The organism is Nocardia sp. CA-120079 (genome assembly GCF_050955745.1).
Classification (GTDB): Bacteria; Actinomycetota; Actinomycetes; order Mycobacteriales; family Mycobacteriaceae; genus Nocardia.
Genome location: NZ_CP192088.1, coordinates 8,439,148 through 8,457,891 on the forward strand (window position 1 = coordinate 8,439,148; position 18,744 = coordinate 8,457,891).

An 18,744-nucleotide genomic window follows, 5' to 3' on the forward strand; every position below is an offset into this window, starting at 1 on the left:
GAACCACACGGCAACCACTCGCGCCCTGAAAAGCGGGAATTGCATGGGGAAGCGCGGATTCACACTGCGGAGAGTGAGCCCGGCCCGGATCAACCTATGGTCGAGCCATGCCTGAAGGCGACACTGTATTCCTGACCGCGGCCAGACTGCGCCTCGCGCTGGCGGGAAAGACGCTGATTCGCAGCGATTTTCGGGTGCCGCGCTATGCGACGGTCGATCTGGTCGGGCAGCGGGTCGAGGGGGTCGCCAGCTATGGCAAGCATCTGTTCGTCCGAACCGAAGAGGTCAGCGTCCATACGCATTTGAAGATGGAGGGCGAATGGCGGACCTACTGCGCCGGTGAACGGTGGACGCGGCCGCCGGTGACCGCCCGGCTGGTGCTCGGCACCGATGACACCGAGGCGGTGGGCTTTTCACTCGGCACCGTCGAGGTGCTGCGACGCGCGGACGAGCACACCGCCACCGACCATCTCGGGCCGGACCTGCTCGGCGCGAACTGGGATGTGACCGAGGCGGTGCGACGACTCGCACGGCATCCGGCCCAACCGATCGGCCTCGCCCTACTCGACCAGCGCAACCTGGCCGGTATCGGCAATATCTTCCGCAGCGAAATCTGCTTCCTGCGCCGCGTGCACCCGGCCACACCGGTCGGCGACGTCCCCGACCTGCTCGCCCTGGTACACGAGGCGCATCGTGTACTCACCAAGGCCGCCACCGAACCACCGTGGCGGCCACTTGCCTACGGCCGCGCCCGGCGTCCGTGCCAGCGCTGCGGCACCCGCATGGTCGTCCATCTACTCGGCGAGACCGAACCCCAACCCGGCCGAACGGGCCGAAACCCCCAGTCCGACCGCATCACCCAGCGCGAACGCGGCATCTACTTCTGTCCCCGCTGCCAGCCAGAACCCGCCGGACCGCGATAGTCGGTCGACGACTCGCCGCCCTCGTGGCCACCACCCTCTTGCTCGCCCTCCCGCATCCGCGATTCGTGCACCCCGAACGTTGAGAATCACGTAGAGGATGGCAAGCACGACGCCGCCCGCGCCCACCCAGATACCGGCCAGCGCCAAGCCGCGGCCCCTGTCCACGCTCCTTGCATCCACCGCCACCCAACTTCGAACCTTGCCGGTTTTTCGAACTAACTAGACCGGTCGTCATAGTTGACGTACCGTGAAGGCGTGGCACCTCGCACCGACTCCCGCCAACGCTTCATCGACGCCGCGGCCGACATCTTCCACACCCAGGGCTATCACGCCACCGGCCTGAATCAACTCGTCAGCGCGGGCGGCGCACCCAAGGGCTCGCTCTACTTCCACTTCCCCGGCGGCAAAGAGCAACTCGCCGCCGAGGCCCTCACCCAATCGAGCAGGCAACTGCGCGATCAGCTCGACGCCATCCTCACCGACGGCGGCGATATCGCCACCGTCTTCGACGTCCTCACCGCACTGCTCGTCGATTCCGATTTCGAACGCGGCTGCCCCATCGCGACCATCGCACTCGACGCGGGGCGCGAGAGCGAGACGATCAGGCAGGCCTGCGTCACCGGTTTCGAATCCTGGCGCGAGTCGATCGAAAAGTACCTGCGGGACAAGGGAATCGACCAGGAGCGCGCCACCGACCTTTCGACTGTCGCCCTCGCAACGATCGAGGGCGCCCTCATGCTCGCCAAAACCAAGCGCGATGTCGCGCCGCTACGCGCGGTCGCCGCCCACCTGCGTACCACCTTCGAACGGGAGCTCTCCTGATGCGCGTGCACCACCTCAATTGCGGCACCATGCGCCCCCTCGGCGGCCGACTCCTCGACGGCACCGGCAGCATCTTCCGCCGCGCCGAAATGGTCTGCCACTGCCTGCTCCTCGAACTCGACTCCGGACTCGTCCTGGTGGAGACCGGAGTCGGCGAGCAGGCGGTGCACCGACCCGAGGAATGGCTCGGCCGCCGCTTCATCCGGCTGACCAATCCGGTACTCGATCTCGCACAGACCGCGGTGCGCCAGATCGAGGCGCTGGGCTACCGGCGCACTGACGTCCGCGATATCGTGCTCACCCATCTCGATCTCGACCATGCGGGCGGCCTCGCCGACTTCCCGGAGGCGCGGGTGCACGTATACACGGAGGAACTGCGCGCCTTGCAAGGCGGACATACGCGCGAAGAACGCTTGCGCTACAAGGAACCCCAGTTCCGCCATGGTCCGCGCTGGGAGTCGTACGCGGATACCGGTGACAGCTGGTTCGGTTTCGACGCGGTGCGCGAATTGACCGGCCTGCCACCGGAAATCCTGATCATCCCGCTCGCCGGGCATACCCGTGGCCATGCGGGCGTCGCCGTCGACACCGGGAACGGCTGGCTGCTTTCCGCGGGCGACGCCTACTTCCATCCCGGCGTCCTCGACCCGGTTCGTCCGCGACAACCACTCGGAACAGCCATATTCGAGAAGAATATGCAGACACTTCCCGCCGCCCGCATCGAGAATCAGCAGCGGTTGCGCGAACTGGTGCGCGACCACGGCGACGAGGTCACGGTGTTCTCCGCGCACAGTTCGATCGAATTCCATGCCATGGAGCAGATCGGCGGGTAGCCAAAACCCTTGACGGCCCGAGCAATTCCAATTAACTTGCAGAATGCAAGTTAATACAGGGAGTGCATCGTGAACGATCCGCGGCGGTATGTGGTCATCGGGGGCGGACTGGCCGGGCTCGCGTCCGCGGTCTGGTTGGCCGAGGCGGGTAAGCAGGTGACCCTGCTGGAACGTCGCGGCCGACTCGGCGGCCGGACGCATGCGATGAAAGTCGAAGCGGCCGATGACCTTCCCGATAACGGCCAGCATGTCATCGCCAGCGGTTACGACCACCTGTTCCGCTATCTGAACAGCGTCGGCACCCGCCAGTACGTCGCCTTTCCGAAGGGCGGCACACTGCGCTGGCCCGGCGGACGCAGCACCCCCATAGTGACGAAGGGCTGGGGCGCCTGGCGCACCCTGTTCGGCGCACATCCTGACGCGAGCCTGCTCGATCGGCTGCGCGCGGCCCGCGCCACGGCGCGCCTCGGCTGGCAGAGCCTGCACCAGCCCGACTGCCTTGCCGACCTCACCACCGAACAGTGGTTCAACCGGGTCGGCATGCCCGCTCCGGCGCGAGAAGCGTTGTGGGACTGGCTCGCTCTCGGTCTGGCGGCCGAACCGGTGCGGCAGGAATCGGCCAAGATCCTCGCCGATTTGCTTGCCACCGGCATCCGACTCGGGATGAAACATCGTCGGGCGGTCACCATCGGCTACCCGACCACCGACCTCGATACGCTCTATATCACCGGGGCCCACGGCGTTTTCGAGAAATTTGGCGTCGAGGTCCGCCATCGCGCGGTGGCCCGCCGTATCAATATCGACAATGGCGCGGTGACCGGGGTGACGCTCGCCGACGGCTCGATCGTCCCGGCCGATGCCGTCGTCTGTGCGGTACCGAATTCGAATATCGGCGGGCTGCTCGACGATCTGCCAGAACATTCCGAAATCTATGCCGCCGCAGATAAATTGGGCGTTACACCGATCGTCAGCACCAACCTGTACTTGGACCGACCGCTCGGCACCGAGGCCGAATTCGAGGCGCTGATCGGCGGCACCGGCGTCATCGACGAGGTCTTCGACCGGCAGCGGATGACCGGGCGCAGCACCGATCAGGCCTGGCTGTACTGCCTGACCACCAGCGGCGCGTACGAGCAGATCCACAAGACCAACGAGCAGATCATCGACGAACAGCTGCGCCTACTACGCCGCTACTACCCGGCCGCCGAGCACGCGAAACTCGTTCAGGGACATGTGGTTCGGATGCCGAAGGCGACTTTCTCCCAGGTGCTCGGCACACACGGCCTGCGCCCGGCTCAGCGCACCTCGGTGCCGACGCTGGTGCTGGCGGGCGATTGGACCGCGACCGACTGGTCGGCCACCATGGAGAGCGCGGTGCAGAGCGCTGCCAAGGCGGTGGACCTGCTACTTGCGCTACCGTCTTTGCCGTGACCACGGAGCGCTCGACGTCTGAGCACCCCACTGCGAAGCCATGCCCTACGCCCAAGCGCCGCATGTCCGCGGCCGACCGGCGCGCACAGCTACTCGATGTTGCGCGCGATATCGTCGCCGTCGACGGCTTCGGCGCGGTGAGTATCGAGCGGGTCGCACGCGAGGGCGAGGTCGCACGGGCACTGGTGTATCAGCAGTTCACCGATCTGTCCGGATTGATGACCGCGCTGGTGGATCGCGAATCGGCCATCGCACTGGCCGGTATCGGCACTCTCGACTGGTCCGACACCGATGACGATGCGGATCGGATCGGCCGCGGCATTCTCGCCTATCTGCATGCCGCGCCGACCAGTTGGCGGATCATCCTCAGCCCACCCGACGGCGGACCGCCGGATCTGCGCGACCGGCTCGAACTCGGCCGGGCCTACGCGCGGACGATCGGCGCGGGGCATCTGTCGCGTCACGCCGGGGTCACCGTCGATCCGGATGGCGCGACCGAGCGAATCATGCTCGCGGCATTGGAGGAATTGGCTCGGCTGCATCTGGCTGACGCACAGCGGTACCCGGATGAGCTGGTGCTGCGCTACATTCGGTCGATCCTGGCGTGGGCCACCTATGTCGAAACCCCGAAAAAGGAGTGCTGAACAGCGGTTTCAGCGTCATCACGAAATTCTCACGGACACATTGGTTTTCTTGTCGCAACGCGGGAACAACCCGCGCGAAAGAGAGGAAAACCATGAAGATCCGCACCGCGATCGCCGCCGGAATGTTCGCCCTCGGTGCCGTCGCCGCAGCCGGTGCCGCGTCGGCCGCGCCCACCCCGATGCTCACCCCGTTCATCGGCAACTACGCGACCTACGACGCCTGCGCCGCCGACGGCAACTCCCCGAAAACCGGTGGCACCCAGTGGGAGTGCCGCGAGGTCGCCGACGGCTGGGATCTGTACACCTACTGAGCACTCGGACACCAGTATGCGCACCAGGTGTGAAATACCTTATTCTCTGACCTCGTGCGAGTGCTGGTGATCGAGGACGACGAAGGTCTCGGCATGGAAGTCGCCGCGGGACTGCGCTCGGCCGGTTTCGCGGTGGACCTCGCTCCCGACCTCGCGGATGCTGATTTCAAGATCTCCGTCAATGGCTACGACGTGCTCGTCGTTGATCGCGGCCTGCCCGACGGTGACGGTCTACAGCTGGTCGCGGCACACCGCGCGCGGGGTCAGCGGGTGCCGGTCCTGATGCTCACCGCCCGCGACGCATTGGCCGATCGGATAGCCGGATTCGAACACGGCGCCGACGACTACCTGGTCAAGCCGTTCGCACTGCCGGAACTCGCCGCACGGGTGCGTGCGCTGTCGCGGCGGCGCGAACATCCGGCGCCGGCCCGGATCGTGCTCGGCGATATCGATATCGACCTACCGCGCCGCCGGGTGCAGCGCGCGGGCATTCTGCGCTCGCTGACTCCGAAGGAATTCGCCGTACTCGAACTGCTCGCCACTCGCGCGGGCAGCGTCGTATCGCGTTCGGAACTCATCGAATGCTGCTGGGACGAAATGGCCGAACCCGCTTCGAATGTCGTCGACGCCGTCATAGCGCAGCTGCGGCGCAAACTCGGCGCACCGCCGGTGATCGAGACCGTGCGCGGCGCCGGTTTCATGATCGGAAGTGACTCATTCGCACCTTGATTTCCACGGCGGATGCCCGCCCCGCCGTGGCCCGCCTACGCCGCACCCGCTGGCTGCTCACCGCACTGATCACCGCCATCACCGCGACCTGTCTGATCATTCTCGGCATCGTCGCCGCGACCATCGATACCCGCTCGCGGGAGGCCGCGGTCGACGATTCCCTCGATCGGGTGGTGAGCGGACTGTTCCGCGCCGTCAACCTGCCCGAGGGCGAGGAAACCATCGACGTGAGCCAGCTCGACAACGATGCCCTGGCCAACGGCGAAGTCGCGGTGGTGGTGCTCAGCGCGCCTGGGAATGGCAGGTGGCAGGAGAATTTCGCGCATCTGCGCTCCTGGCTGCCCAAGGACGACGGCGTCGCGGGACTCGCCGATGACGCCGATCTGGCCGGGGAGACCGTCTTCCGCGACGGATACGACGGTGCGGGCCGCCCGGTCCGCATCGCGGCGACACCCATCACCTGGGAGAACGCCGAGACAAAGGCGGTGGTCATCGCGGGCACGAATCCCGGGGCGTTCGACCGTGATCGAGCGCTGCTGATCTGGGGGCTCGTCGTCGGCGGGCTCACGCTGGTCGCGCTGTCCGCGGTGGCCGGACATCTGCTCTCGGGCCGGACCATGCGGCAGGCCATTGTGCTGCTCGAAGAGCAGGAGCGGTTTCTCGGGGATGCCGCACACGAATTGCGCACGCCGCTCACGACTCTCGGTTTGGTCACCGCGCCGCGCCGTCGCAATCCGCACGAGGTCGAGCGGGCGTTGGTCGATGCCAGGGCATTGGGCAGCCGGATGGAGCGGATCGTCTCGGGATTGTTGGCGCGTGCGCGAATGCAGGCGGGCGTCACCACCATGGAACGGGTGCAGTTGCTGCTCGATCAGCTCGCCGAATCGGTGGTCGAGGAATTCCCGCAGGACAATATCGTGCTGCAGGCGAATCCCACTGTGGTGATCGGTGATCCGAATCTGCTGAGCCTTGCGGTGCGCAATCTCATCGAGAATGCGATCACCCACGGGGCGGTCAATCGCGGTGCGCCCGTGCAGGTGCATGTGGCCGACGGCCGGGTCAGCGTGCGTGACCACGGGGCGGGTTTGACTCCGCAGTTGTCGAGCAGTCCGTTCGCGCGCGGGGTGAGCGGTGGGCGTGGTAGCGGAATCGGGCTGGCGCTGGTGGCGTGGATTGCCGAATTGCACGGCGGCACAGCGACAATGGAACCCGCTGCGGGTGGCGGCACCATCGCCTCGATTGTGCTGCCGCCGCCGACTGTCTAGTTCTCAGCTGTCCAACGGAACCGGTTCCAGGATCTCCGCGCGCGGTTCGGGGGCTGCGATGCGCAGCGCATCGGCGGAGGGGTCGTCCGGCTGGGTCTGGGAGCGGATCTCCGCCTCGACGCGTGCTTGGTAGGTGCTGACCTCCCAGTCGATTTCGTCGTCGTCCCAGCCGAGTATCGGCGCGACCAGATGGGCCACCTGTTCGGCGCAGTTCGCGCCGCGGTGCGAGTATTCGATGGAGATCCTGGTCCGGCGGGCCAGAATGTCGTCCAGGTGCAGCGCACCCTCCGCGGCGGCCGCGTAGACGGCTTCCACCTGCAGATACGACGGTGCGTCCATAATCGGTTGCAGCAGTTCGGGTTTGCCGTCGGCCAAGGCCATGACCTCGTCGATGAGCGAACCGTAGCGATCGAGCAGATGCTTGACCCGATACGGATGCACGCCGTAGGCCTCGGCGAGTTGCACCGCCTGATTGATCAGCGCGAAGTAGCCGTCGGCACCGAGCAGTGGAACCTTCTCGGTGATGGACGGTGAGACGCGCGCCGGAATGTCCTGTGCCGCTTCGTCGACCGCGTCATAGGCCATCACCCGGTAGGTGGTGTATTTACCGCCCGCGATGCCGACAAGCCCCGGCGCAACCCGGGCGACGGCGTGTTCTCGCGAAAGTTTGGAAGTCGAATCGCTCTCTCCCGCAAGCAAAGGCCGCAGACCAGCGTAGACACCGTCGATATCGGCGGGCGTGAGCGGCGTGACCAGCACCTGGTTGACCCGATCCAACAGATAATCGATATCGGCCTTGGTCGCCGCCGGATGGGCGAGATCCAGATTCCAATCGGTATCGGTGGTGCCGATGATCCAGTGCGCGCCCCACGGGATGACGAACAGCACCGAGCTCACGGTGCGCAGGATGATCGCGGCATCGCTGACTATGCGGTCGCGCGGCACCACGATGTGCACGCCCTTGGACGCACGCACGTGGAAGCGGCCGCGATTATGCGAAAGCGCCTGGACCTCGTCGGTCCACACGCCGGTCGCATTGATCACCACGTGGGCGCGGATTTCGCCGGTGCGACCGTCCTCGCTGTCGCGCACCTTCACCCCGACGACCCGGTCCGCCTCACGCAGAAAGCCGACGACCTGTGTTGAGGTGCGGATCACCGCGCCGTAGTGCGCGGCGGTACGGGCGACGGTCATGGTGTGGCGGGCATCGTCGACGACGGTGTCGTAGTAGCTGACGCCGCCGATCAGTGAAGTGGGCCGCAAACCCGGCGCCAGTCGCAGTGCGCCGGCCCGGGATAGATGATGTTGGCCGGGAACGGATTTCGCACCGCCCATGGTGTCGTAGAGCACCAGGCCGGCGGCGACATACGGGCGTTCCCAGCCGCGGCGGGTCAGCGGGTAGAGGAAGCGCAGCGGCTTCACCAGATGCGGTGCGAGCCGGGCGAGTGCGAGTTCGCGTTCCCGCAGCGCCTCGCGCACCAGCCCGAACTCCAGTTGCTCGAGGTAGCGCAGTCCGCCGTGAAACATCTTCGAGGAGCGACTCGACGTGCCGGAGGCAAGATCGCGCGCCTCGACCAGCGCGACCTTCAGGCCGCGCGTGGCCGCGTCGAGCGCGATACCGGAGCCGACCACGCCACCACCCACGACGACCACGTCGAAATGATCCTTACCGAAGCGCTCCCATGCCGTCACGCGCTGCTCGGGGCCGAGGAACTGCGATTCCGGTTTGTTGGTCATGTGCGACTCCTCCAGCCGACCCCGGGCGTCGGGGTTCAGACGACGTTTGTGGTCCTTCGGGCACACGATCGAGCTGCTCAGTCGGGGGGTGGTCTTCTGTTGTACAGGCTAAAGGAATCGGCGACGATCCCCTGCCGGGGCCGAAGCCGTGTCGCCCGCGGCCGACAACCCGCACTACTCGCCGGTAACCGATCCCAACACTAGTCCGACAACCCGCTGGTCGCGAGGTGATGCCCGGCGCGCTCCGCGGTTTCCGCCGCGGGCCACGCCGCTTTTAGTAGCCTGCACGAATGCGTCGCTATGTGGCCGCCATTGATCAGGGCACGACCTCCAGTAGGTGCATCATCTTCGACCGGCGGGGCCGTGTCGTCGGTGTCGCGCAGCGCGAGCACGAACAGATCTTTCCGCGGCCGGGCTGGGTCGAGCACGATCCGGAAACCATTTGGCGCAATACCGAATTCGTCCTCGGCGAGGTGCTGCGGAGCACCGGTATCGCCGCCGATGAGATCAATGCGGTCGGTGTCACCAATCAGCGCGAGACGACGGTGGTGTGGGATCGGGCCAGCGGCAAGCCGATTCATCACGCGATCGTCTGGCAGGACACCCGCACCGACCGTCTGGTCACCGAACTGGGCGGCGAATACGGCGCGACGCGCTACCAGGACCGGACCGGTCTGCCGCTGTCCACCTACTTCGCCGGTCCGAAACTGCGCTGGATTCTGGACAATGTCGAGGGCGCCCGAGCCAGGGCCGAGGCCGGTGAGCTGTGTTTCGGCACCATCGACAGCTGGGTGCTGTGGAAGCTCACCGGTCAGCACATCACCGATGTGACCAATGCATCGCGCACCATGCTGATGGATCTGCGTACGCTGCAATGGGATTCGCAGATCTGCGCGGAATTCGGGGTACCGCGATCGATGCTGCCCGAGATTCGCAGCTCGTCGGAGATCTACGCGGAGATCGGCTCCGGTCCGTTGGCGGGCATACCCGTCGCGGGCATTCTCGGCGACCAGCAGGCGGCGACCTTCGGCCAGGCCTGCCTGTCCCCCGGCGAAGCCAAGAACACCTATGGCACGGGCAATTTCATGCTGCTCAATACCGGAACGACGCCGGTATTCAGCAAGCACGGCCTGCTCACCACGGTCTGTTACCAGCTCGGTGGCGAGGCGCCGGTATACGCATTGGAGGGATCCATCGCGGTGACCGGCTCACTGGTGCAATGGTTCCGGGACAATCTCGGCATCATTTCCGCCGCCGACGAGATCGAACCGCTGGCGCGCAGCGTCGAGGACAACGGCGGTGCATACATCGTCCCCGCGTTCTCCGGCCTCTTCGCGCCACGCTGGCGCCCGGATGCCCGCGGCGTGATCGCGGGCCTGACTCGCTTCGTCGACAAGGCGCACCTGGCGCGAGCGGTATTGGAGTCCACCGCATTTCAGACGCGCGAGGTCATGGACGCGATGCGCGCCGATGCCGAATCCCAGCAGCTGCGGCTGGAACTGACCACCCTCAAGGTCGACGGCGGGATGGTCGGCAACGATCTGCTGATGCAGTTCCAGTCCGACATCCTCGATGTGCCGGTGGTGCGCCCGGTCGTCAACGAAACCACCGCACTGGGTGCGGCGTACGCGGCCGGGCTCGCCGTCGGCCTGTGGGAGAGCACCGATGACATCCGCGCCAACTGGGCCGCGGACAAGACCTGGCAGCCCGCGATGTCGGCGACGGATCGCGAAACCCACCTCGCCGCCTGGAACAAGGCCGTGGAGCGCACCTACAACTGGGTGGATTGACGGCTATTCGGCCGCGCGAGCCAGCCGGTCGATCGCCTCCGCCAAGGTCGCCGCGTCCGAAGTGGTGAAGCACATGCGCATGGAGTGGCTGTAGTCGGTGTCGACGGCGAAGGCCGAACCGGGCACGAAGGCGACGCCGTGCTCAAGGGCTCGGGGCAGCAGCCGATCGGTATCGGTGCCGTCGGTGAAATCGGCCCACACGAACATGCCACCGGCGGCGTCGGTGCAGGTGACGCGGTCGCCGAAGCGGGTGCGCACGGCGTGCACGAGCGCCTTGGCACGGTCGCCGTATGCGCTGCGGACGGTGTCGACGTGGCCGGTCAGCCAGGTTTCGTCGGTGAGCAGATCGGCGGCGATCTGATGGGTCAGCGCCGAGCCGCACAGGTCCGCACCCTGTTTCAGCAATTCGACCGCGCGACAGATCCGCTCCTGCGCCACCATCCAGCCGACCCGCAGCGCGGGCGCGAGGATCTTCGAAGCACTGGACAGCCGAATCACGTTGCGGGAGTAGGTTGCCACGGGATCGGGCGAGGGCCGGTCGAACCAGAGCTCACCGTACGGATCGTCCTCGATCACCCAGAAGCCGTAGGTATCGGCGAGTTCGGCCAATTCGCGACGACGCGGCGGACTCATCGTGACGCCACCCGGATTGTGGAAATTGCTCACCGTGTGCACGACCGTCGGACGCTCACCGCGTGCCAGCAGTTCCTTCAGCACATCGAGCCGCATGCCCTCGGAATCCAAGGGCACGGCCACAATTCGCGCACCGGCGGCGCGGAACACTTGCAGCGCACCGACATACGCCGGATCCTCGACGACTACCAGCGCGCCCGGATCCAGCAGCACCTCGGCGAGCAGCGAGAGCGCTTGCTGCGAACCATGCGTCACGAACACCTCGTCGAGCCCGACCGCGCGGCCGAGCTTCGCCGATTCCCGCCGGCGCAGCACATCGCGCAGCGGAGGCCACCCGCGCGACCCGGTGTACTGCAACACCGCGGAATCGCTCAGCGCCGTATCGGCCGCTGCGACGAGCCGCTCCCGGGGCATCAACTCCGCATCCGGCAAACCTCCCGCGAGGCTGATCACCTCTTCGCGCGTGGTGAGCTCGAGCAGGTCACGAATCGCCGAACTCTTCAGTCCGCCCAGTTTGGTTGCGAGCGGTGGATTGATCGGCGACATGGAAACCTCCGAGGGATGCGAAACCCCACTGTCCCACATCGCTACCAAATTGTGAAATATTCATCCCATGATCTGAGAGCTCAGGCGCGCTCCCGGATGGCGAAGATCACGGTCTTGCCGTCCCGGACCACCGTGATGATGGTCTGCCGGTAGACATTGGTCGTGCCGTCTGGCCGATGTTCGGTCAGGTCCACCTCGAACGTGTCCGCCGCCGACTCGGCAATCCGCAGGCAGTGCGTGGTACCCACCGGAATCTGGTCATTGATGGCCTGCTGGATGACCTCGGCCGTCGACACATTCTCGGCATCCGGCGCGACGAATCTGCGCGCCCGCTCACCATTGCGGTCGACGTAGAACTCGTACTGGAAGCCGAGGATCGCACCTGCGCCGGTCGAGGTGTCGCCCTGCCCGTTGCCGCGCGTCACCTTGCCGTCTTTGCTCGCGGGGCAGCTCAGCGCGGCGGAGGTGCTCGGCGGTGCGGGTGGCGCCGCCTTCGGACCGCCGTTGTCATCGCGGCTGACCGCGACGAAGGTCACCACCAGCGCCATGACCACCACGACCGCGGCGAGCACACCGAGCGCTATCCATCGACCGCGCGAACGGTGCCGGGTCGGGGTCGCGGTGATGGTGTCCGAGATCAGCTTCGGCGCAAGACGTTTGGCGATCGGATCGTCGGCCCAGGACAGACCTGACGGCTCGGACGGCGGCTTCGGTACCCCGCCGGATTCGGTCGGACTGCTCCACCAGGTATCGCGCTGGCCTGCCGCGGGGGTCGCATGTCGGACGGTGGCCTCGGTGGGATCCGGTTCCACCGGCGGCTCGGGTCGGCGCGTCGGCGGCTCCGGTCGCCTGGCCGGCGGTGGCGGTGCGTCGCCGAACACCGTCGTATCCGGCGCGCGGTACTGCGGGGGTGGCGGCGGCACCGTCGGCGGTTCGTCGGCGGGACGCCAGATCAGCTCGGGGTGATCGGTGCCGGGCTCGGGCACCGACCACTGCGGTCGGACCTGTTCACCCGTCGGTGGCCCGAACTCGCCGACCGGCGGGCCGAATTCGGAGACCGGCGGGCCGAAATCGTCCAACGGGGGTCCGAATTCCGACCCGGCCCGGTCGGATTCGTTGTCCCTGCCATCACCCTCGGAGCCCACACCAAATCCTTTCCCCAGGACACACGTGTGGGGCGGTCGAGAACGACCGCCCCACCCGTCGAATCAGCTCGTGTCAGTACTGGAGTGACCCACCCCACTGGGTGGTGACCCCGGCAACGTTGACCGTCTGCGGAGCCAGTTCGCCTGGCGGCACCGGAAGTTTAACTTGCGCGGCGGCCTCGAGGGCAGCCGCGCCGCCCGGCTGTTCCCGAATCCAGTGCTCGACAGCGGCCTTGGCCATGTTGGCCTGGGTGGTGTCGAGGATGACCTCGGTCTTGTTGTCGGCCAGCCCCTCACCACCGGTGTAAGAGGTGACCTTGACAGTGTTGGCGCCGATGTATTCGACCGACACACCGGCCTCGCCCTGACCGGTCGGGGTGCGGTACCCGATGGTGCCGACGTAGCCCGCGGCATTGTTGAAGTGGTGGGTGTTGGCCACGTAGCCGGGAGCCAGCGAGCCGCCGTCGATATTGGCGCCGATCTCCTGGTGCGGCCCGTCCATCTCGACGACCGGCGCGGCAGGCGCCTGCTGGAAGCGCGGAGCCTCCCAGCGCGGCTGCTGCACCAGCGTGTCGGTATCCGGCTGCTGCGGGGTCCGGGCGCTCGGACCGCTCGGGGTGTTCGCACCCGGCGCGGTGGTACCGGGCTGCGCGGGCTTCGGCGCCTCCGCACCGGGGGCCGTCTCCGGCACCACGGCGGGGATCGCGGGGCCGGTCTGGCCCGGAACCGGCAGCGGCGCGACGCGCGGGGTGGTGACACCCGGCTGGGTCGGCTGGGCCAGCTTCGGATCCTTGGGCTGATTCGGCATGATCTGGTTCGGATCCGGCGTCGTGACACCCGGCTGGCTCGGCGTCGGCGAAGGCTTGGCCTCCGGCTTGCCCGGGTCCGGCTTGGTGGTCTCCGGCTGGCCCTGATCCGTCGGCGTGGTGCTGCCCGGATCGGCGGGCGCGGGCGCCGGCGTGGTCGGTGTACTCGGCTGATCCGGAACTGCCCCCGCCGGCGCCGCGAAGAGCGTGGCCACGGCCGCCGCGGTGGCCAGTGGCAACGATGTGCTCGCCATCGCTCGCTGCGCCCGACTCGGCTTACGATGTTTCACTTTTCGCAATCCCTTTCCCGTGTGCGACCGAGTGGGTCGCACGCAGTTATCCCTGGTGAGACGCTTGGTCCACGAATGAGGACCGCCGAACGACCAAGCGGTGCGTTCACCGTTCCCGCTGGAAAGGATCGATCCCCCCACACAGAACCCTCGCGATCGCCCGCCGATCGCATCTCTGCGGGAAGTGAACCACATGCGCGCCTTACTGGCAACGCGATGAAAAACCCCACAAGACAGTAAGTCTCGGGGCGGCTGAGTTCAGTGGCGGTTAATCCAGGTCGTCGTGACGCATCAGCAGCCGGGCCGCCTCGGTGACCGAGCCCGTGAGCGACGGGTACACCGAGAAGGTCTGGGCGAGATCGTTGACCGTCAGATTGTTCTGGACCGCGAGTGCGATCGGCAGGATGAGCTCCGAGGCGATCGGGGCGACGACCACACCGCCGATGACCACACCGGTCGCGGGCCGACAGAAGATCTTGACGAAACCCCTGCGCAGACCCGACATCTTGGCGCGCGGGTTGGTATTCAACGGCAGCATGACCGTGCGCGCGGGCACCTCGCCGTTATCGATGGCCGTCTGGCTCACCCCGACCGTCGCGATCTCCGGACGGGTGAATACAGCCGAGGCGACCGTCTTCAGCCGGATCGGGCTGACGCCCTCACCCAGCGCGTGATACATCGCGATGCGGCCCTGCATGGCGGCCACCGAGGCCAGCGGCAGCAGGCCGGTACAGTCGCCCGCCGCGTAGATGCCCGGCACCGAAGTGCGCGACACCCGGTCCACCCGCAGGTAACCACCGCGGTCGAGTTCGATGCCGACGCGCTCCAAGCCGAGGTCGTCGGTATTGGGGATCGAGCCGACGGTCATCAGCGCATGCGTACCCGTGACGGTGCGGCCGTCCGAAAGCTTGACCACGATCCCCTCGGCGGTGCGCTCCACCGCATCGGCGCGCGCGTGCTTGACCAGTTCGACACCGCGTTCGGCGAGCGCGTCCTCGAGCACGAGCGCGGCATCCGCGTCCTCACCGGGCAGCACCCGGTCGCGGCTCGAGACCAATTTCACCCGCACACCCATTTCGGTATATGCGGAGACGAATTCGGCGCCGGTCACACCCGAGCCGACCACGACCAGGGTCTCCGGGAGTTCCTCCAGGTCATAGAGCTGACGCCAGTTCAGGATGCGCTCGCCGTCGGGCTCGGCGCCGGGCAACACGCGCGGGCTCGCACCGGTGGCGATCAACACCACTTCGGCCTCGACGGCCTCCTCGGTGCCATCGGCCAGCAGCGCGCGCACCCGGTGCGCGGCCATGCCGGTGGCCGGATCGCTGAGCTGTCCGCGTCCGGCCAGCACGGTCACGCCCGCGGCCTGCACCTTGGATCGGATATCGGAGGACTGGGCCAGCGCCAGCGCCTTCACACGCGCGTTCACTTCGCCCAATTCGATCTGGGCCTGGCTCGGATCGAGGGTAATGCCCAGGTCACGGGCGCGACGCAGATCGGTGCGCACACCCGTCGAGGCAATAAAGGTCTTCGACGGCACGCAGTCCCACAGGACGCACGCCCCGCCGATGCCGTCGCTATCGATCAGGGTGACCGTGGCCCCGTGTTGGGCCGCCACCAATGCCGCTTCATAACCGGCCGGTCCGCCACCGATGATCGCTATGCGGGTCATGGATACCTCCGCTGGAGCTGTTCGACCGGGATCTCCGGTGCCGGTAAACAACGTTAGCTGGCGAACACACGGTCATCTCGCCGGGATAGAGACGATGCGCGCAGGTTATTGGATACCCTTGCGTCGTGCCGATCTACGCCGCCTACGGGTCCAACATGGACTCGTCCCAGATGCTCGAGCGCTGTCCGCACTCCCCCATGTACGGGACGGGCTGGTTGGAGGGCTGGCGCCTCACCTTCAGCGGTGACGACATCGGCTGGGAGGGCCCGCTGGCCACTGTCGTCGAGGAGCCGGGCTCGCGGGTGTTCGTGGTGCTCTACGACGTGTCCCCCGAGGACGAGGAGCGCCTCGACCGCTGGGAGGGTTCCGATTTCGGCATCCACCGCAAGATCCGGCTGCGTGTGACGCCGAGTGCGGGCAGCGGTTCCGAACCCATCCTGGCCTGGCTGTACGTACTCGATGCGTACGAGGGCGGGCTACCGTCGGCGCGCTATATCGGCGTGATGGCCGATGCGGCCGAAAAGGCAGGCGCGCCAGCGGAATACGTGCACGCGCTGCGCACTCGCAACAGCAAGAACGTCGGACCCGGGTTCTTCGGTAGCTGAACAAACGCGGAAGCGGCCGACCCTTTTCGAGGTCGGCCGCTTCCTTGTCTTCGTCAGCTCGCGTTCAAAACGATATTGCTGAGCACCCGGACACCGACGGCCAGCGCGCGCTCGTCGAGGTCGAAGGTCGGCTGGTGCAGATCCAGCTGTTCGCCGTGCCCGGACCAAACGCCGAGGCGGGCCATCGCGCCCGGCACCTCCTCCTGGTACCAGGAGAAATCCTCACCGCCACCGGACTGCAAGGTGTCGGCGAGTGCGTCCGGGCCGAGCATGCGGATCGCGTCCTCGAACATCCTGGTCGAGTGCTCGTCATTGACCACCGGCGGTACGCCGCGGCGGTAGTTCAACTGGTAGCGCACTCCGGTCGGGGCGAGCAGGCCGTCCACGATCTCGCGCACCATCGGCTCGAGCAGCGACCAGGTCGCGTGATCGCCCGTGCGGACGGTGCCGGTGAGCATGCCGGTCTGCGGTATCGCATTGGGTGCCTTGCCCGCGCTGACCGCACCCCAGACCATCACCGTGCTGGTGCGCGGGTCGATGCGGCGGCTGAGCAGACCGGGCAGGCCGGTGATCACGGTGCCGATGGCGTAGACCAGGTCGCTGGTCAGATGCGGACGCGAGGTGTGCCCGCCCGGCGAATCGAGGACCAATTCGATGGTGTCGGCAGCCGAGGTGATCGCACCGACCCGGATACCGACCCGGCCGACCTCGAGGCGAGGATCGCAATGCAGTGCGAAGATCCGGTCGACGCCCTCCATCGCCCCGGCGGCGACCATATCGATGGCACCACCCGGCATCACCTCTTCGGCGGGCTGGAAGACGAATCGCACGCCGACCGGCAGTTCCTGATCGGCCAGCGCGAGCGCGGTGCCGAGCAGGATGGTGGTGTGCGCGTCGTGCCCACAGGCATGCGATACGCCGGGCACGGTCGAGGCGAAGCTGAGTCCGGTGAATTCCTGCAGTGGGAGCGCGTCCATATCGGCGCGCAGCCCGATGCGCGGTGCGTCCACCGGACCGATGTCACAGAGCACTCCGGTGCCGTTGGGCATCTTCTGCGGCGTCAATCCCGCCTTGGTCAGCCAGGCCGAGACGAACTCGGTGGTGGCGAATTCGGTGCGGGAGAGTTCCGGGTTCGCGTGGATGTGCCGGCGCCACTGGACGAGATCGACCGTGTGCTCGGCCAGCCAGGAATCGACCGCATCCGGGCCGAGTTCCGCGATGTCCGGTTGTGCGGCGCTCCCCTGGCCACCCATGGTCGCGCGCGTCACCGTCCCGGAGCGTGTCGCGTGCGCCGCGGAACGGCCGGTAATGCTCACCGAATGTCCTCCTGTCGTTGAACGAGCCGTTGCAACAACCTGTCCCTATGTACTTGATCGCGAGCTACGGCGATAGCGGTACGCGCGAGCGCGATCGCACCGTCGGTTACCGCACGATCGGCCGAAGCGTTGACGCTCGCCGCGGCGAAGCCGGGCTGATGCGTCACCGCCCCACCGGCATCTATGCCGATGACCGGATGTATGCCCGGTATGACGTTGGTGACGTTGCCCATATCCGTACTCCCGAGCGGCCGCTGCGCCTCGAGTTCCGGTGCGATCGGCACCCGGCCCAAGTCCACGATCTGCTCGCGATAGGCAAACAGTAATCCCGAATCGGGCGTCAGCTCGGTATATGTCGGCGCAACCGTCCGGATTTCGTGAGTGCAGCCGGTCGCCAGCGCACCCGCCTCGAAACAAGCCGACGCTCGTCGCATCAGATCGTCGAGGGATGCGGAGTCGACTGCGCGTAGGTAATACAGCAGTTCCGCACGTCCGGGAACGATGTTGGGGGCTACGCCACCGTCGCTGACTATACCGTGCAGTTGCTGTCCGGGTCGGAGATGTTGACGCAGCAATCCCAGAGCAACCTGCGTGACGGTCACCGCGTCACCCGCATTCCGGCCCAATTCCGGGGCGGCGCTGGCATGCGCCTCATGGCCGTGGAAGACCACCGACAGATCCGCCAGCGCCAGCGAGCGCGCGTCGACGATATCGATGGGGCCGGGGTGCACCATCAGCGCCATCGCGACATCGTCGAAAACGCCGCGCTCGAGCATCAGCACCTTGCCGCCGCCGCTCTCCTCGGCGGGTGTTCCGAAGACGACGACGGTGATGCCGAGCGCGTCGGCCACCTCGGCGAGGCCGAGTCCCGCGCCGACCGCGCAAGCCGCGATGATGTTGTGCCCGCAGGCGTGCCCGATCTCGGGCAGTGCGTCGTATTCGGCGCAGATACCTACGGTGAGCTCGCCGGATCCATAGGTCGCGCGGAATGCGGTCGGCAGGTCGGCGATGCCGGTCTCGACGGCGAATCCGCGCTCGGCCAGCGGCGCGATGGTCTTGGCGACGCTGCGGGTTTCCTCGAACGCCAACTCCGGTTCGGCGTGGATCGAATGCGATAGCGCGACCAGTTCGGGCGCTGCGGCCAGGATCGCGGCCTCCGCCGCCGCACCCTGGTGCGCGTGGTGGTCCGTGCGTGATTCGGGGTGCCCGCTGCGCGGTGGTGGCATGGCACACAGTCTGGCACTGC

Annotated in this window: 17 protein-coding genes; 10 read left to right on the top strand and 7 right to left on the bottom strand. The window is 66.9% G+C overall.

Features of this window, described 5'->3' with window-relative positions:
- The first annotated feature begins 107 nt into the window (after positions 1–107).
- The 8 genes from ACQPYR_RS38365 (at position 108) to ACQPYR_RS38400 (ending at position 6,958) form a co-directional block, all read left to right on the top strand.
- Positions 108–923, top strand: coding sequence for a DNA-formamidopyrimidine glycosylase family protein (locus ACQPYR_RS38365; protein WP_433624318.1), 816 nt, complete (start codon positions 108–110; stop codon positions 921–923).
- A 255-nt stretch (positions 924–1,178) separates the two neighbouring features.
- Entirely contained in the window at positions 1,179–1,745 is a 567-nt protein-coding gene (locus tag ACQPYR_RS38370) for a TetR/AcrR family transcriptional regulator (protein WP_433624320.1), read from the top strand.
- Positions 1,745–2,578, top strand: a complete 834-nt coding sequence (locus tag ACQPYR_RS38375) for an MBL fold metallo-hydrolase (RefSeq protein ID WP_433624322.1) — start codon at positions 1,745–1,747, stop codon at positions 2,576–2,578. Before ACQPYR_RS38370 ends, ACQPYR_RS38375 begins: the two co-directional genes overlap by 1 nt.
- A gap of 66 nt (positions 2,579–2,644) precedes the next feature.
- A complete protein-coding gene (locus tag ACQPYR_RS38380) occupies positions 2,645–4,009 on the top strand; it encodes a hydroxysqualene dehydroxylase (protein WP_433635357.1) in 1,365 nt (454 codons plus the stop codon).
- The gene (locus ACQPYR_RS38385; RefSeq protein WP_433624324.1) at positions 4,006–4,653 is read left to right on the top strand and encodes a TetR/AcrR family transcriptional regulator; all 648 of its coding nucleotides are present in this window, start codon (positions 4,006–4,008) and stop codon (positions 4,651–4,653) included. The genes ACQPYR_RS38380 and ACQPYR_RS38385 overlap by 4 nt, the downstream gene beginning before the upstream one ends.
- Before the next feature lie 92 nt (positions 4,654–4,745).
- The gene (locus tag ACQPYR_RS38390) at positions 4,746–4,964 is read left to right on the top strand and encodes a hypothetical protein (RefSeq protein WP_433624325.1); all 219 of its coding nucleotides are present in this window, start codon (positions 4,746–4,748) and stop codon (positions 4,962–4,964) included.
- Positions 4,965–5,018: 54 nt separating this feature from the next.
- Positions 5,019–5,693 carry a response regulator transcription factor gene (locus ACQPYR_RS38395; RefSeq protein ID WP_433624327.1) on the top strand — a complete coding sequence of 225 codons (675 nt, stop codon included), beginning with the start codon at positions 5,019–5,021 and terminating at the stop codon, positions 5,691–5,693.
- Positions 5,690–6,958, top strand: a complete 1,269-nt coding sequence (locus ACQPYR_RS38400; protein ID WP_433624329.1) for a sensor histidine kinase — start codon at positions 5,690–5,692, stop codon at positions 6,956–6,958. The genes ACQPYR_RS38395 and ACQPYR_RS38400 overlap by 4 nt, the downstream gene beginning before the upstream one ends.
- A 3-nt stretch (positions 6,959–6,961) precedes the next feature.
- On the opposite strand, the gene ACQPYR_RS38405 is transcribed toward ACQPYR_RS38400, so the two are convergent.
- Complete coding sequence (locus ACQPYR_RS38405; RefSeq protein ID WP_433624331.1) at positions 6,962–8,695, bottom strand: glycerol-3-phosphate dehydrogenase/oxidase; 1,734 nt, start codon at positions 8,693–8,695, stop codon at positions 6,962–6,964.
- A 290-nt stretch (positions 8,696–8,985) separates the two neighbouring features.
- Between ACQPYR_RS38405 and glpK the strand changes: the two genes are divergently transcribed.
- On the top strand, positions 8,986–10,485 hold the full coding sequence (gene glpK / locus ACQPYR_RS38410) for a glycerol kinase GlpK (RefSeq protein ID WP_433624333.1): 1,500 nt from the start codon (positions 8,986–8,988) through the stop codon (positions 10,483–10,485).
- 3 nt (positions 10,486–10,488) lie between these two features.
- On the opposite strand, the gene ACQPYR_RS38415 is transcribed toward glpK, so the two are convergent.
- The 4 genes from ACQPYR_RS38415 to ACQPYR_RS38430 form a co-directional block, all read right to left on the bottom strand.
- Entirely contained in the window at positions 10,489–11,664 is a 1,176-nt protein-coding gene (locus ACQPYR_RS38415; RefSeq protein ID WP_433624335.1) for a PLP-dependent aminotransferase family protein, read from the bottom strand.
- 80 nt (positions 11,665–11,744) lie between these two features.
- A complete protein-coding gene (locus tag ACQPYR_RS38420) occupies positions 11,745–12,809 on the bottom strand; it encodes a hypothetical protein (RefSeq protein ID WP_433624337.1) in 1,065 nt (354 codons plus the stop codon).
- Between the two features lie 73 nt (positions 12,810–12,882).
- Positions 12,883–13,869 carry a hypothetical protein gene (locus tag ACQPYR_RS38425; protein WP_433624339.1) on the bottom strand — a complete coding sequence of 329 codons (987 nt, stop codon included), beginning with the start codon at positions 13,867–13,869 and terminating at the stop codon, positions 12,883–12,885.
- A 304-nt stretch (positions 13,870–14,173) separates the two neighbouring features.
- On the bottom strand, positions 14,174–15,577 hold the full coding sequence (locus ACQPYR_RS38430) for an NAD(P)H-quinone dehydrogenase (protein WP_063038809.1): 1,404 nt from the start codon (positions 15,575–15,577) through the stop codon (positions 14,174–14,176).
- A gap of 125 nt (positions 15,578–15,702) precedes the next feature.
- Between ACQPYR_RS38430 and ACQPYR_RS38435 the strand changes: the two genes are divergently transcribed.
- On the top strand, positions 15,703–16,182 hold the full coding sequence (locus ACQPYR_RS38435) for a gamma-glutamylcyclotransferase (protein WP_433599568.1): 480 nt from the start codon (positions 15,703–15,705) through the stop codon (positions 16,180–16,182).
- A 53-nt stretch (positions 16,183–16,235) separates the two neighbouring features.
- On the opposite strand, the gene ACQPYR_RS38440 is transcribed toward ACQPYR_RS38435, so the two are convergent.
- Entirely contained in the window at positions 16,236–17,435 is a 1,200-nt protein-coding gene (locus tag ACQPYR_RS38440; protein ID WP_433635358.1) for a M20 family metallopeptidase, read from the bottom strand.
- Positions 17,436–17,494: 59 nt separating this feature from the next.
- Positions 17,495–18,724, bottom strand: coding sequence for a M20 family metallopeptidase (locus ACQPYR_RS38445; RefSeq protein ID WP_433624341.1), 1,230 nt, complete (start codon positions 18,722–18,724; stop codon positions 17,495–17,497).
- Positions 18,725–18,744: the final 20 nt, after the last annotated feature.

Bases quoted from the DNA above. Each gene is read 5' to 3' on its own strand.
- ACQPYR_RS38425 (WP_433624339.1), bottom strand. From the start codon at position 13,869: ATGGCGAGCACATCGTTGCCACTGGCCACCGCGGCGGCCGTGGCCACG.
- ACQPYR_RS38430 (WP_063038809.1), bottom strand. From the start codon at position 15,577: ATGACCCGCATAGCGATCATCGGTGGCGGACCGGCCGGTTATGAAGCG.
- glpK (WP_433624333.1), top strand. From the start codon at position 8,986: ATGCGTCGCTATGTGGCCGCCATTGATCAGGGCACGACCTCCAGTAGG.
- ACQPYR_RS38365 (WP_433624318.1), top strand. From the start codon at position 108: ATGCCTGAAGGCGACACTGTATTCCTGACCGCGGCCAGACTGCGCCTC.
- ACQPYR_RS38390 (WP_433624325.1), top strand. From the start codon at position 4,746: ATGAAGATCCGCACCGCGATCGCCGCCGGAATGTTCGCCCTCGGTGCC.
- ACQPYR_RS38405 (WP_433624331.1), bottom strand. From the start codon at position 8,695: ATGACCAACAAACCGGAATCGCAGTTCCTCGGCCCCGAGCAGCGCGTG.
- ACQPYR_RS38415 (WP_433624335.1), bottom strand. From the start codon at position 11,664: ATGTCGCCGATCAATCCACCGCTCGCAACCAAACTGGGCGGACTGAAG.
- ACQPYR_RS38445 (WP_433624341.1), bottom strand. From the start codon at position 18,724: ATGCCACCACCGCGCAGCGGGCACCCCGAATCACGCACGGACCACCAC.
- ACQPYR_RS38440 (WP_433635358.1), bottom strand. From the start codon at position 17,435: ATGGGTGGCCAGGGGAGCGCCGCACAACCGGACATCGCGGAACTCGGC.
- ACQPYR_RS38375 (WP_433624322.1), top strand. From the start codon at position 1,745: ATGCGCGTGCACCACCTCAATTGCGGCACCATGCGCCCCCTCGGCGGC.